8 protein-coding genes are annotated in these 15,189 nt (G+C 51.0%); 5 read left to right on the top strand and 3 right to left on the bottom strand.

Going from position 1 to position 15,189, the window contains the following annotated elements; all coding sequences use genetic code 11:
- Position 1: 1 nt before the first annotated feature.
- The 5 genes from ABD949_RS11465 (at position 2) to ABD949_RS11485 (ending at position 12,897) form a co-directional block, all read left to right on the top strand.
- Positions 2–4,045, top strand: a complete 4,044-nt coding sequence (locus ABD949_RS11465; RefSeq protein WP_345243547.1) for a two-component regulator propeller domain-containing protein — start codon at positions 2–4, stop codon at positions 4,043–4,045.
- Between the two features lie 183 nt (positions 4,046–4,228).
- Positions 4,229–7,372 carry a SusC/RagA family TonB-linked outer membrane protein gene (locus ABD949_RS11470; protein ID WP_345243548.1) on the top strand — a complete coding sequence of 1,048 codons (3,144 nt, stop codon included), beginning with the start codon at positions 4,229–4,231 and terminating at the stop codon, positions 7,370–7,372.
- A 4-nt stretch (positions 7,373–7,376) separates the two neighbouring features.
- The gene (locus tag ABD949_RS11475) at positions 7,377–8,912 is read left to right on the top strand and encodes a RagB/SusD family nutrient uptake outer membrane protein (protein ID WP_345243550.1); all 1,536 of its coding nucleotides are present in this window, start codon (positions 7,377–7,379) and stop codon (positions 8,910–8,912) included.
- Positions 8,913–8,957: 45 nt separating this feature from the next.
- Complete coding sequence (locus ABD949_RS11480) at positions 8,958–10,442, top strand: sulfatase-like hydrolase/transferase (protein ID WP_345243552.1); 1,485 nt, start codon at positions 8,958–8,960, stop codon at positions 10,440–10,442.
- Between the two features lie 520 nt (positions 10,443–10,962).
- On the top strand, positions 10,963–12,897 hold the full coding sequence (locus ABD949_RS11485; protein ID WP_345243554.1) for a sensor histidine kinase: 1,935 nt from the start codon (positions 10,963–10,965) through the stop codon (positions 12,895–12,897).
- Positions 12,898–12,938: 41 nt separating this feature from the next.
- Here the strand turns inward: ABD949_RS11485 and ABD949_RS11490 are convergent, their stop codons facing one another.
- From ABD949_RS11490 to ABD949_RS11500, 3 genes are all read right to left on the bottom strand, one after another.
- Positions 12,939–13,172, bottom strand: a complete 234-nt coding sequence (locus ABD949_RS11490; protein WP_345243555.1) for a hypothetical protein — start codon at positions 13,170–13,172, stop codon at positions 12,939–12,941.
- An 86-nt stretch (positions 13,173–13,258) separates the two neighbouring features.
- Positions 13,259–14,284, bottom strand: coding sequence for a ligand-binding sensor domain-containing protein (locus tag ABD949_RS11495; RefSeq protein WP_345243556.1), 1,026 nt, complete (start codon positions 14,282–14,284; stop codon positions 13,259–13,261).
- A gap of 74 nt (positions 14,285–14,358) precedes the next feature.
- Entirely contained in the window at positions 14,359–14,901 is a 543-nt protein-coding gene (locus tag ABD949_RS11500; RefSeq protein ID WP_345243557.1) for a hypothetical protein, read from the bottom strand.
- Positions 14,902–15,189 lie beyond the last annotated feature (288 nt).

The following is a 15,189-nucleotide window of genomic DNA, read 5'->3' on the forward strand; positions in this document are numbered from 1 at the left end:
AATGAGGTACGTACCCTTCTTCCGTCTGCTATTTATCCTTAGCGTCTGCTTCTCTCCACCGGCCTGGAGTCAGGATAACGACACCCGTAGGTCTGAGGAGTTTGTCATCGATTACCTGGACGTTCGCAAAGGACTGCTCAGCAATTTTGTAACCCGGACGATCAGTGACGACAACAATCTCAAATACTTTGCCACCGAGGGGGGCGTGTCGCGGTACGATGGCTACGGATTCAAAAGCTACCGGCCCGGCCAGGAATATACGGAGTTGGTCAACGAAAATATTGAAACGCTCTTTAAAGACAGGGATAACAATATCTGGATTGGCACCAAGAGCGGAGGGCTGTCGGTGCTCGACGTAAAGATCAATCAGATCAGGAATTACAACGATGTCCTGAAAACCCGCGATCAGCGGCACCTGCGGATTATCTCCCTACATCAGGACGCAAAAGGGAATATCTGGGTGGGGACGTGGAACAAAGGCGTATTCGTGCTGGATGTAAACGCCCGGAAACTCCTGACCCATCACCCGGCAACTGAGCCGGTTTACAAAATCATCCGCGACGAACACGATAATATCTGGTATATCAGCGGTAATACTCTGTACAAGTACGACCCGTCGGAAAACCGCTTGTTCGACTTCCCCACCAACCAAACCATGTATGATCTGGTGCAGGACAAAATCCGGAATAAGATATGGATGGTGGGCAGCACCGGACGAAAAGTCTACCTGCAAAGCTTTCGATTCGACACCCAACAGGTACAGGAGGAGCCCCTTGATCTGGAAGCAACGTTTGTCAAAAGCATCGCTATCGATCAGAAAAACCGGGTTTGGCTGGGCAGTTGGGGCGACGGTCTGTTTATCAGCGATTCGTCGGTGTCGCACTTTCAGAAAATCAACACCAATCCGCAGGGTAGCCTCTTCAACAACGTCAACTATTCCATGATTCTGGATATTGACATCGATAAAAACGGCATTGCCTGGCTAAGTACCGCCCACGGTGGCGTATTGATTCTGTACCCCAATAAGGGTTTCAACTTCATGGCCGACTCCCGGCAGGCTTCCCCCATCGATCATAATACAATCGCTATTTCCCAAACCCGCCGGGGCGAATTACTGATCGGCAGCCTCACCGAGGGTTTGTACCGCAAGACCGCCGGTGGTCAACTGGAGAAAATCAATCAAATTGCCGATACCCGTATCAATACGATCTATGAGAAGGAGAACACGCTCTTTATTGGCACCAACCAGGGTCTATACCTTGTTAAGGACGGAAATTTTGCCAATGCCTGGCAAACCTTTAAAAATGATAAAATCACGGCTGTTCATCTAGATAGTCAGGGGATTCTCTGGATCGGTTCGCAGCAGAGGGGCCTGAAAATGACCCGCTACGCCGACGATCCGAAACTGGAGAAGTGTCAGGTTTTCTCCGAAGAGCAGAAAGGACGTTTTTTCATCGAAAATAACCGGATCAACCAAATCAAAGAAGACAATCATGGGAATATCTGGCTGGCTACCTATTCCGGTTTAAACCGGCTCGACAGGGCTACTGGCGCTTTTATCCCGCACCATCAACTGCTATCCAGCAAATTGCCCAGCGTAATCATCAACGCCTTATATATCAAAGACAATACCCTTTATCTGGCTACGCCACTTGGGTTCGCCGACCTGTCGCTGACAGATAAAAAACTGACGTTAAATACCCTCTATACGGCGCGGAACGGCCTTACTAACGATTTCATCTGCTCCATCGAAGAGGATAAAACCGGGCAGTTCTGGCTGAGTACCACCACGTCGATCACCCGTTTTGACCCCAAAAGCCGGCGCTTTGTCAACTACGACCGCGAAGACGGGGTGATGATCAACTCCTTTCATATAGGGTCTTCGTTTAAGGGGGCCGGCGGAGACCTGTATTTTGGGGGAGCGAACGGAATCATCCGGTTCCGACCCGACGAAATCAGTCAGGCCTTCACCGTACCGCAGGTGGTCTGGACCAAGCTGATGGTCAATAACCAGGCCATTGAAGCCGGTGAAGAAGTAAACGATGAAGTGATTCTGAGCCGTACTATCCAGTACACCGATGAGATTGCCCTGAACCACCGGCAGAACCATCTTTCCCTGAGTTTTGCCGCCAACGATTTCTTTGGAGCCGATAATATCACCTATGCCTATCAGTTGCGCGGGTTTCAGGATCAGTGGGTGAATATGGGTGGAAAAAATGAAATCAACTTCACCGGCCTGGGAGCAGGCACCTACGAGCTGTTGGTGAAGGCCAGCCGCAACAATCAGAACTGGAGTCCGGTAAAAAAACTGAAGATTGTGGTGGGTGTACCGCCCTGGCTGACCTGGTATGCCTTCGTGTTTTATTTCTGTCTGCTGCTGGGCGTACTGCTGCTGGTCCGGCACATATCGGTGCGGCAGGCCCGACTGAAAGCCGATCTGCGCATCGTTCAGATCGAAAAGGAAAAAGAACACGCCCTGAACGAAGCGAAGATTAATTTCTTTACCAATATTTCGCACGAGTTCCGCACCCCCCTGACGCTGATCATGAGTCCGGTAGCCGAGATACTCGACGATCTGACGCTCAACGGCAAACTGCGCGAAAAAATGGTGCTGGTTGAGTCGAACGCCAAGCGGATGCTCAACCTCATCAATCAGTTGCTCGACTTCCGCAAGTCGGAGCACGGGCTGCTGAAGCTGAAGCGGGTGCACAGTGATTTTGTCGCTTTCTCCAAAGAAGTTTTTCTCAGCTTTCAGCCCATCGCCCGGAATAAAAACATCAGCTATCTCTTTCAAACCGAACTCGAAGAAGCCCCCATAGACTTTGACCGCGATCAGATGGAGATTGTCCTGTGCAATCTGCTGTCTAATGCCTTCAAATACACCCCTGACCACGGCACTATCCAATTCAGGGTGTACCGGAAAGATGATTTTCTGGCAATTGATGTCGAGGATAACGGCATTGGGCTCTCGGAAGAGAGTATGCGGAATCTTTTCAACCGATTTTATCAGGTACAAAATGCCCAAACGGCCAAAATGGTGGGCAGCGGCCTGGGGCTGGCATTCTCTAAAAACATTGTCGATCTGCACGAGGGAGCGATTACCGTCCGGAGCGAACTGGAAAAAGGCACCTGCTTTACTGTGCTGTTACATGCCGAAAACACCGCTGTAGCAGCCGCCGGTGAGCCACTACCCGAATTAGCCGAAGCCGACACCGCCGGTTCGCTCTGGCAGGAAAGCAATTCACTGGACATCAGCAAGCAGCATAAAAAGAACACCTTACTGGTAGTAGACGACAACGAAGACATCCGGGCCTACCTTCAATCGCTGTTGAACGATGACTTTACTATTCTTGAAGCAGAAAACGGCTTGGAAGCGCTCACCATCACCAACCGCGAACTGCCCGATCTGATTATCTGTGATGTGATGATGCCGTTAATGGACGGAATTTCGTTTTGTCAGGAAATCAAGCAGCAGATTGCCACCTCCCATATTCCGGTGATTCTGCTGACGGCCCGCTCGTCGGTGGTCTACGAAGTTACCGGATTACAGACGGGGGCCGACGACTACATCACGAAGCCGTTCAACCCCATCATCGTCAAAACCAGAATTCATACGATTCTGGAAAACCGTAAAAAAATACAAGAGCACTACCTGAACAAGGTACGGTTTGAGCCGGACACGCAGCAGGTGAACGAGGTTGACCTGGACGCCGTATTTATCGACAAAGCGATTAAGCTCGTGAACGACAACATGCAAAATGAAGATTTCGGGATAGAGGACATGGTGGAGCATCTGTTTATGAGCCAATCGACCCTGTACCGTAAAATCAAATCGCTGACGGGCCTTTCCCTGACCGGGTTTATTCGTTCGGTCAAACTCAAAAATGCCGCCCAGATTATTTTGCAGGACAATATAAAATTGAGTCAGGTCGCTTACGAAGTGGGCTTCAATGATTACAAGCATTTCCGGAAGTCGTTTCAGCAGCAGTTCGGCTGTTTACCCTCCGACTACCGGGCTAAAATTCTGGAAGGCGTGAATAGCTGATATTCCCTTTCCGAAAGTCTCCTTCAAATCAGGCTCAAAACCGCTCACTAGAGCGGTTTTTTTGATGTTGAATGATTTCACCTTCTGATTGCATGGAATGCCCCCCCTCGACTTATTCAGATTTGTGACATTTGACTAAAATTTATCACTAAGACAGGTCTGGAAACAATCAAACCATGCACTATGAAATCTAATTGTACCTTCTTTCAAAGCGGGTGGAACCTGGGAAGACGGTCAGCAAGAGCCCTGCTTCTGCTGACCGGTATAGCCCTACTGGCTCCCCCCGCAGCCTACGCCCAGTCTAACCTGAGAATAACCGGCTCGGTGGTATCCGCTGCCGATGGCCAATCTATTCCCGGTGCGTCGGTCACCGTAAAGGGTACCACCTTAGGAACCGTCACCGGTGCCGACGGAGGATTTTCCCTTACCGTTCCTTCCCGCCAGTCAGTACTTCTGTTTAGCAACATCGGCTACACCGCCCTCGAAGTCCCTCTGGGCAATCAGACAGAACTAAAGGTAACCTTACAGGAAGATGTAGCCCTGCTTAGTGAAGTCGTGGTCGTCGGGTACGGGGAACAAAAGAAAATCAACCTGACCGGGGCCGTAGAGACGATTCGCTTCGATGGGGCGGTCAACCTTCCGGTTACCAATACGTCCCAGATGATGTACGGCCGTTTCTCGGGGGTGCAGCTTACCCAATCCAGCGGCTTGCCCGGTGCCGACGGTTCCTCCATCAACATTCGGGGTATCGGTACGTTTGGCAACAGTAATCCGTTGGTCGTTATCGACAACATACAATACAATGGCCTGACTGAATTCAACAACCTGGCCCCTTCCGACATCGAGAGCATTTCGGTGCTGAAAGATGCCTCCGCTTCGGCTATCTACGGGGCGCGGGGCGCAAACGGCGTCATTGTAGTGACGACCAAAAAGGGAAAGAAAGGCAAATTAACTGTCGACTACAACGCCTACACCGGTATCCAGCGGGTAACGGTCGTGCCGGAGTACCTCGATGCCAATAACTACGCCCTGCTGCGTAACGAACGTGACCGCAATACCAACGGTGCCAACGCCCCGCTGCGGTATACGGCCGCCGACCTGGAGGCCATCCGAACCGGTTCTAAACCCGACCAATTCGCCAATACCAACTGGGCCCGCGAAACCCTGCGCGACGCGCCCATCCAGAACCATTACCTGTCGTTTTCGGGTGGGTCCGACAACCTGACGTACCGGGTATCGCTGGGCTACCTGAATCAGCAGGCCATAGTGCGCGGTAAATTCAAGTCGGATCGGTACACGCTAGGGCTAAACCTCACCGCAAAGGCTAATGAATGGCTCACCCTTACCAACGTGACCAACGCCTACTGGTCTAAATTCCGCGGGCCTGCGGGCGGTGCCGACGCCATCACCGGCGAAACGGGCATCATCAATCAGTTTCAGCGTTCGTCGCCTACCATTCCGGCCTATTATTCCAACGGTGCGTTTGGCATCGTCGACGGCTCGTACCAGAACGTTAATTTCTCTTTCCCGGCCACCAATGCCCTGATGACTGGCTTGCAGGGCGATAACAAACAGGACAATATCAATATCAGCGAGCGCGTAGGGCTTTCGGCCACTATTCTGCGGGGGTTAACTTTAGAAACAAGTGGGAGTCTGGTGATGAATGTTCAGAACATCTCCAACTTTAACCCGACGCTCACCACCCGCGACTGGGCCGGTCAGGTTGTGAACCAGAGCCTGCTCAACTCCCTGACCAATACGTTTGGCTTTACGTATCGCCTGCTGAACGAAAACATCCTGCGTTACTCGACCAGTTGGAACCAGGCCCATAACCTGCAACTGATGGCGGGTCACTCGGTAATCTACGACAAGGACGACGGGTTTGCCGGTTCATTACAAGGCTTCCCCTCCAACAATATTCAGGAGTTCAACGGCGGAGGGGTTACCAATCCGTCCGTGAGCGGTGCCGCGTCAGAAGTGTCCTGGCAGTCGTTTTTTGGTCGGGTCAACTACAACTACCGGGAAAAGTACCTGCTGGAGTTGAACCTGCGTCGCGACGGCTCGTCCAAATTCGGCCCTAATAAGCGCTATGGTACGTTCCCGTCGGTGTCGGCCGGCTGGAACCTCGCCCGCGAACCGTTTATGCAGCATATAGACTGGGTATCGAACTTCAAAATCAGGTCGAGCTGGGGTGTCAGCGGAAATGACCGGATCGGCAACTACATCTATGAGCAAACCTACAACACGGGCCTAGACTATGTGCTCGGCGACGCGGTGGTGGGCGCTGTTGCCCTGACGAGCCTGGCCAACCCCAATATTACCTGGGAAACCATCCGGCAGTTTAACCTGGGCCTGGACCTTGAACTCTTTCAGAACCGCCTGTATTTCTCGGCCGACTATTTCCGCCGGAACAGTACGGATATTCTGTACACCAATTTTCCGGTCCCCAACTCCCTGGGGGTAACCAGTCTGGCCGCCCAAAACGCAGCCGGTATGCTCAATCGGGGCCTCGAACTAACCGCTAATTATGCCAATAACTTCGGTGGGTTGAAACTGAATCTGGGTGCCAACGTCACCCGGATGGCCGATAATCGGGTCACGAGCCTTGGGCCGGGCGGAGAAGAAACCATCAGCGGCAACAGCATTATCCGCATCGGGCAACCTTTTAATGCCTATTACGGCTACCGGGTGCTGGGTGTTTTCCAGACCAAAGAAGAAGTTGACGGAGCACCCGTTCAATTCGGCAGCCCGCTTACGGCTCCGGGTGACCTGCGCTATGCGGATGTGTCGGGCGCGAACGGTACGCCAGACGGCAAGATTGACGCCTTCGACCGGGTGGTGATCGGAAATCCGTTCCCTAAAATGATCTATAATTTTAATGCCAATCTCACCTACCAGGGGCTTGATTTTACGGTCCTGTTTCAGGGGCTCGACCGGGTGGACCGGGTGCTGAACGGTAACGGACAACTCCCCATGGCTGACGACCGGAACAACGCGCTATCGTACTGGATCGACCGCTGGACGCCCGAGAAGCCTTCGACGGTACTACCCCGCCTGGGTGGTGTCAATAATACGGTCTTTTCGTCTTTCTACGTGCAGGATGCCTCCTTTCTGCGGCTGAAAAACCTGGAATTGGGCTATACGCTACCCGGTCAACTGAGCGGTAAGGCGGGCATCCGCAAGTTGCGCGTCTATGTTAGTGGACAGAACCTGGCCACGATCACCAAACTCAAGAACTTTGATCCCGAGCGGACTACCGGCGGCAATACCGATCGCCTGACGCCCCTGTACAAGATTTACAGCCTTGGCTTAAACCTCAAATTTTAAATCCATGAAAAAGATTTTATACCTACTACCTCTGCTGCTGTTGTTCAGTTGCAAAGAGGATTTTCTTGACCGGGGCTCCCTGACCCAACTCGCCGAGGGTAACTTCTGGCAAAACGAAAAAGATGCTCAACTGGGCATCAACGGGATCTATGATGTACTCCAATCCAGGGTACTGTACAGCGGTAACCTGAACGGTTCTGCGGGGATACCGCAGCACGACAGCTTTGCGGATAATACGTTCAACAACTATAAGTTTGAAGGGCCGGGTAATTTCGTGGAGGCCCGGGTTGATCCGTCGACCAGCTTCTTCAATGAGTTCTGGACCGCCAACTACCGGGGTATTGCCCGCGCCAACAATGCCATCACCAATATTGAGCGTATTCCCAAAGAGGCTATCAGCGCTGACGTTAAAGCCCAGTTACTGGGACAGGCGCGTTTTCTGCGGGCTTTGTTCTACATGAATCTGGCGGTTCATTTCGAGGAAGTACCCCTTATTTTACAGGTTCAGTCGTTGCAGGAAGCCTACGTACCCAAGAATACCAACAAGGAGGTGTCGGACCAAATCATCGCCGACCTGAAATTTGCCGGCGAATCACTGCCCACTACGTACCCGGCTGCCCAGTATGGCTACGCTACCAAAGGAGCGGCCCTGTCATTGCTGGCCCGTTTTCAGTTGTACCTGAAAAACTACCAGGAAGTGGTAGCCCTGACGAGCCAGGTACTTACCCTCGGCTACAGCCTGAACAGCAGCTACGAGCAGCTGTTTACCGAAGCCGGGGAAAAGTCTAAGGAGGTTGTATTCGCCGTGCGTTTTTTGCAGGATCAGTCCGATAACGGGGAGACGTTCTCGGCTACCTTTACGGGAATACCGAAAGTGAATGTGCAGCCCTTACGTAACCTGGTCAATGATTACTACGCCACCGACGGGCTACCCATCACCAGGTCCCCCCTGTATAAAGCGGCTACCCCAAAACTGAACCGGGACCCGCGCCTGGCGGCTTCGGTTTACTTTAAGGACGACATCTTCCTGACCGACCTGAATCGACCCTTTACCGGCAATACGGCCACTACGTTCGGGCTGAAAAAATATATCCGCAATAGCCCCTCGACCAGTGGTGTCGGGGTAGGCTCGCCGGGCGGACAGGACTTTTACGTAATTCGCTACGCCGATGTGCTGCTGATGCGGGCCGAAGCACTGATAGAAACCAACCAGCTTCCCGACGTTTATTCCCTGGTCAACCAGGTGCGGGCACGGGTGAAAATGCCAAAGGTAGAAGACGTGGAAGGGTCGGGCCTCTCGCAGGCGGCCCTCAGGGATATTGTCCGGCACGAACGTCGCGTTGAACTGGCTTTTGAAGGCTTGCGCTTCTTCGACGTAAAGCGCTGGGGTGAAGTGGAGGCCGCCTATAAGCGGGCCACCGATGATCGGGTGGCAGCCTACAGACCCGTTTACCGGGGACGCATGTCGGAGGTATTTCCGATTCCGCAGTCCGAAATCGACGCCAACAAAAGTCTGGCGCAGCACCCGGACTGGAAGTAGCCGGCGTCGACCAATCGTTTAAGAATCTTTAAAACGCTCCCCTTTATGGTTCGCTTAGTCTGTGTCAACAGCGGAGCTAATCATAAAGGGGGATTACTCATTATCCCGATGATAAAAATCCTCTCTGCTGTGCTGGCCGGTTGCCTGTATTTTGGCTGGAATCATGACTTCGCCCACCATTCGCGGGCTCCCCTCGTACCACCGCCCAACATCATCGTGATTTTGACGGACGACCAGGGTTATGCCGATGTGGGGTTTCACGGTAGCACAGACATCCGTACCCCCAACATTGACCGAATAGCCCGCAACGGTGTGGTATGCACCGAGGGCTACGTATCCTTTGCCGTATGCGGCCCCAGCCGGGCGGGGCTGCTCACCGGACGCTATCAGGATCGCTTTGGGTTCTCGCGGAATCCGCTGGTAGCCCCAAATGACCCCGGCCAGGGCTTGCCTACTTCCGAGCAAACCCTGGCCGATCTGCTCAAAAAAGCAGACTATTCGACGGCCGTAATGGGTAAGTGGCACCTGGGTGCTCACCCCTCGCAGCACCCCAACCGGCGCGGTTTCGATGAATTCTACGGCTTTCTGGGTGGTGGTCACCAGTACTTTCCCGAGAACTTGAAGCTGAAGGATCTTTCGGAAATAAAATCCGAGTATGACTCGTACCGGACCAAACTGATGCACAACACCAAACGGGTGGACGAGAACGAGTACCTGACGGATGCTCTCTCGCGGGAGGCCCTGCGGTTTATCCGGGAAAAGCAAAACAAACCGTTCTGCCTGTACCTGGCTTACAATGCCCCCCACGCCCCCCTACAGGCTTCGGAGAAGTACCTGAGCCGGTTTCCGGACATTACGGACCCACGTCGGCGGACTTACGCGGCTATGGTCAGTGCCGTGGACGATGGGGTCGGCAACATCCTGGACTTGCTGGACGAGTTGAAACTGGACAGAAACACCATTGTCTTTTTTCTGTCGGACAACGGCGGCCCCACGCCCGACAATGCCTCGGACAATACACCGCTGCGGGGTAAAAAAGGGGATTTCTTTGAAGGCGGTATACGGGTACCGTTTGCGGTGCAATGGCCCGGTAAAATTCCGGCGGGCAGTCGCTACAGCAACCCGGTTATTTCGCTGGATATTTTCGCCACGGCGGCAGCGGTAGCCAAGGTAAAGCCAAAAAACAGGCTGGATGGGGTGAACCTGATTCCCTTTCTGACCGGGCAAAACAAAGGCATTCCCCACGACTACCTGTTCTGGCGCAATGTTGATCAGAAAAGTCTGGCGGTACGTACCCGAAACGAAAAACTGATTGCCCAGCCCGATGCAGAGTTCCTGTATAGGCTCAAAGACGCTATTGGGGAGACGACTAACCTGGCCAGACAGGACCTAAAAACACTGGAGAGGCTGAAAACCAGCGCGAACGACTGGAACCGGCAACTGCCGCCCCCCGCTTTTCTGGGCCTGATGCAGGAAAAAGAATACAACCAGTCTCATCCCGAGCGCTTTAAGATTGTCGAGGATTTTTAGGAATAGAAGACTCCGTATCTCGCCTGCCTGATTTTCTGGCCCTTCTCATTAGCGGCAAGCGAAGCGTCCTGCCACCGACTATTACATTCACCCGACCCTGGGCGCGGACATTAATAATGGAACGCCCAAATCCTGCCCCGTCTAAAGCTAGTGCGAAATCAGTGATAAGCCACTCTGACAAACTCACAATAATCACTGAGAACGTGATATAGATTCGTGAGATGTCAGATTGCGCCATTAGCTGATTCAAGTGGACATTAGTGAGGTTCCTAGGGTAATCGTTACACTAAACGGTGTGGGCCGTGGTGAGCGTTTACCCATACGTACCAATCCCCTTACCGTGCGCGAAACCGTTGGTCACTTCCGTCAAAAATTTTTGCAGTAGTCGGTGCAAATCCGGGTATTTGGCTAAATTACAAAGACATTACCAGCCCTAAACCCCTATGAAGATTGCCTGTCGACTACTTTCGCGGTTCGATCTTAGTCCTGCTTCGTTGCTTGTGTCTGTAAAACTACGGTTATGGAGCGGTCAGTAATGCAACTGCTGCTGGAGCGGGAAAACTACCGCTTCTATGCGGCTTCGATTGCCACCATGGCTGAGTTTACGCTTTCACTCCTGATCCTGGGTTATTTTTTAAGCCTGAAGGGCAAGACGCGGGACACTTGGCTGATGGTAGGGTACATGGGACTCAACCTGCTGGTGTATCTGGTCGATATTGGCGTCACTTCCAGTAAGCCTGCCGTCTATATGTACTTCCGGGTGGCCCACACGATTTTATTATCAGCACTAACCGTTTTCTGGACCTGGTGTGCTTACGCCTACCGGGGAAAACCAATGTATCGGGAAGCAATTAGTATAATTATACTGGAGACGGTAGGGCTGGGATGGTTAATCATCTATCAGAGCCGGAATATCACAAATCCTTCGTTTAACAGCGCTGTCTTTTATCCTTTTATTCTGGTTATTGGCATCCATGCCTGGACTGTCGTGGTGCTGTTGAGAAGGTCTGCTAAAAGGTTCAGGGAGCAGGAGCGTATTAGGGAAAATACACCGATTAATCAGGCGAGGTCGGCCCGGTCGCTGCAAATACTGGCTTTGCTATTTGCCTGCTGGCTCTCCTTTGTTTTAGGGTCGATCATATCCGTTTCTCCGCTTATCTACCACTTGGGTCAGATGGTGCTGCTTTTAGGAATCCTGATCCTGCATTTAAACTATGCCGAAGAAGTAACTACTTTTCAGGTAAAGCTGGTCTCCCTGCCCGTGGCTACCACGCTGGCGCTGCTGGGTATTCTCCCGTTTCTGCTGTATGGCGATTTGGCACCCGAAAACAAAGAGGGCGTCAATAATGCAACACTTCAAGACCAGCTTAGTGTTTTTGCCTGGTTGATTCCGGGGGCAACAATCTTTGTTCTGGTCGCGTTCGTCCTGTTTTATTGGATTGGTCTGCTCAGACCATTGGGTAGGTTACTGTCGGCGGTCCGCCGGATTGAAGCTGGCGAGTTTGACACCCAAGTGCTGGTACTGAGTCAGGACGAACTGGGGTATTTTGCCCGAAGTCTTCAGCGAATGGCCGCTTCGCTGAAGGTCTCCTACGATGAATTGGAAAACCGGGTAACTGAGCGAACGGCCGAATTACAGGCCTCCCTGGAGCAGTTAAAGGCCACCCAGACTCAGCTCATTCAAAAAGAAAAAATGGCTTCGCTGGGTGAACTGACGGCAGGCATAGCCCACGAAATTCAGAACCCGCTGAATTTCGTCAACAACCTCACCGAAGTGAGCCAGGAAATAGTAGGGGAATTAAAAGAAGAGGAAACCAAACCCAATCCGGACCCCGCCCTGCGGAAAGAATTACTGGGTGACCTGGAGGAGAGTTTGCAAAAGGTCAACCACCACGGTAAGCGGGCCGACAATATCGTTAAAGGGATGCTACAACACAGCCGCACTACCGGCGGAGAAAAGCAACCCACAGACCTCAATGCCCTGGCGGATGAATACCTGCGGCTGGCTTACCAGGGATTACGCGCCAAAGACCAGAGCTTAACCATTGCCTTTCGGCTCAATCTTGACCCAACTTTGGGCCGGGTAAACGTAGTGCCTCAAGAGATAGGGCGGGTGCTGCTGAACCTCTACAACAATGCGTTTTACGCCGTGCAGCAAAGAACCAGGAATCTAGCGCCAGGAGAAGGGGAACCTTATCAACCCCAGGTCGAAGTGAGCACGCTTCGGGAAAATGGCCACGTGGAACTGCGTGTAAAAGATAACGGCACGGGTATTCCATCCGAGATTGTGGGCAAGATTTATCAACCCTTCTTTACAACCAAACCGGCTGGTCAAGGAACGGGCCTAGGGTTGAGTCTTAGCTACGAAATTGTCACCAAGGGGCATGGAGGGGAAATCCGGGTAGCGTCTAAACCAGGGGAGTTTACTGAATTTGTGGTGCGCATACCTGGGTAAAGGAGCGCATCAAAAAGTGTAAGCGGTTATTTCTTCCTGGTTTAGTCAAGCAGGGTTTTATAGGCCTGGCTATGTCGCACTTGATTAAAGTCAGGACCCTGCAACTCCGCTACAAACCCTTCTTTCGTTACGATATGGTTCAAATGTTGTTTGGCTTTTTGCAAGTAGCTGAGGCCTAGTTGGGATTTACCACTCAACACATGCATTCGACCTATTTCAAACAGAATCATCGGATCATTAGGTGTTTTGGCGTTGTAGGCTTGTAAAATGGCCATCGCTTCCCCTGGCTTTTTCAACCTGGCTGCGGTAAAATCCAGAGACCGGAAAAGGAACGTTTTTAATGCAGCTATACATACGTTCTTTACTTTTTTTTGAAATCTGTAACCTTACTCCCATCATACCGATACACCCCATCAGCCCCGAACCATATACTCCCATCATTCGCTTCTAAAATCCCAAAAAGCATCCGGCCTTCATGGGGATTTAGCTCAGTTACCGTCGGTGTTTTAGTGGACAAAGTTGCTGCCTCATACCGGGAAAGGACCCACCCCTGGGCTGTTTCTGAACTAGTCCAGATGTTGCCTTTTTTATCTTCGTAGATATACCCAACAAAATTCCGGGTGATGTTGGTGAAGGTGCGACCATCATAGCGCCATAGGCCATTAGTGCCACCCAGCCAGATAGTACCCGTTTTATCCTCGATGATCGAACGAACATTGGTAAAAGTCTGGCCCATATACGTTGTATTGGTAAATGTTTTACCGTCATACACGAAGGTATTGTCCCTAGTGCCAAACCAAAACCTGCCTGTTTTGTCTTCAATGATAGCATTGATTTCATGCGGGGGCCGGGTAAAATCCGGAAAAGGTACTCCGGTTCTATCTTCAAGTATAGAACCTCCATTCAGCCTGTAATTTCGAAAGGATTTTCCATCGTAATGGCTTACACCTCCATTAGCGCCGAACCAGACAGTGCCAAGTCTATCCTCATAAATACAGACAATCTCATTATTAATAAGTCCGTCCCTGGTGGTGAAGTTTCGAAAGGATTTCCCATCGTAATAATAAACCCCTGAGCCAATCGAGCCAAACCATAAGTTGCCGTTTCTATCTTCTAACACCGAAAAAAAACGAGCCACACTGACCTTATTGGTGACATTGGTAAACGATGTGCCATTGTAGCGAAAAACACCATCAAAGGCAGCTATCCAAATATTACCCTTTCTATCTTGCCTGATCGTACGAGTGATCAGGTTAGGTCCATAGGCAGTAATGACTTCTTTAGTTTCGGACTTGATCGTGTCTGTTGGCAGGTTAGCCTTATTTTGCCCTTTACAGGAAGTGTAAAGAGCAACCAACAACAACGCATATACGAGTGCGGGTTTCATTATTCGTTCTTTTAGAGGATTTTGCCACCATACGAAACATTAAACTCATGAAATGGATTTGCAACAACATTTCTTTAGCAACCGCCTTGGCGAGGGGCACGTTTATAAATCAGTTTACTATCCCGTTCTACATAGTCGCCCGTTACTATTGGATATGAATACTTGGGCGCGTGCGATACAGTATGGCTTCTTATGATAATTTTGTCGTTAACGTTCAGGCTATGCAATTGCTGAAATTCATTAGACTTTTCCGGCCCAAAACTAAGAATATAATCGTCACCATTAATCCTGACCATCACTCCGAAACCTAATCGTGAGCCTGGCGGAAGGGAAAGAGAGGTTACAACAGCCTCCATATTGGTAAAAGCACTTATATGCTTCCTTATTTTAGCTTCACCGGCATACACTTTTTTACCTTCGGGAGACGCTTCCCATTTTTTGAACTTTATACCATCAGGGGTAGCCTCCCATTTTTTCAATGCAGATTTCCCTTCAGCAGCAGAGAGTGGCTTTGAGGTTGACTTTTTAGAAGCTTCATCTTTTATATCACGATTTGCAAATACTAGTCCGCTTATCACAACCAGCGGTAAGACGAGCGCATAAATATTTTTTTTCATATTTTTTAGAGATTTAATTAAAATAAATACTCGTTTAAGGATATCAACAAAGCTAAAAGTTTCTATCCTGTCGCCGGTTAATGACCTGTAAAAGAATGTTAACGAAACGTAAAAGCTACTTTTACAGACTGCTGTCTCACAAAAACGCTTCGATGGGACACATAATAGTATATCTCCAACTCATGCTATCCATGGTAACCCTACCGGCCGGGGAGGTGAAGTCTCCTAATTGAACCCAGAAATACAGCTTGGGTAACCGGCTTATCAGCGCGTAGCGCTTACCAATAA

The organism is Nibrella saemangeumensis (assembly GCF_039541915.1).
GTDB classification, from domain to species: Bacteria; Bacteroidota; Bacteroidia; order Cytophagales; family Spirosomataceae; genus Nibrella; species Nibrella saemangeumensis.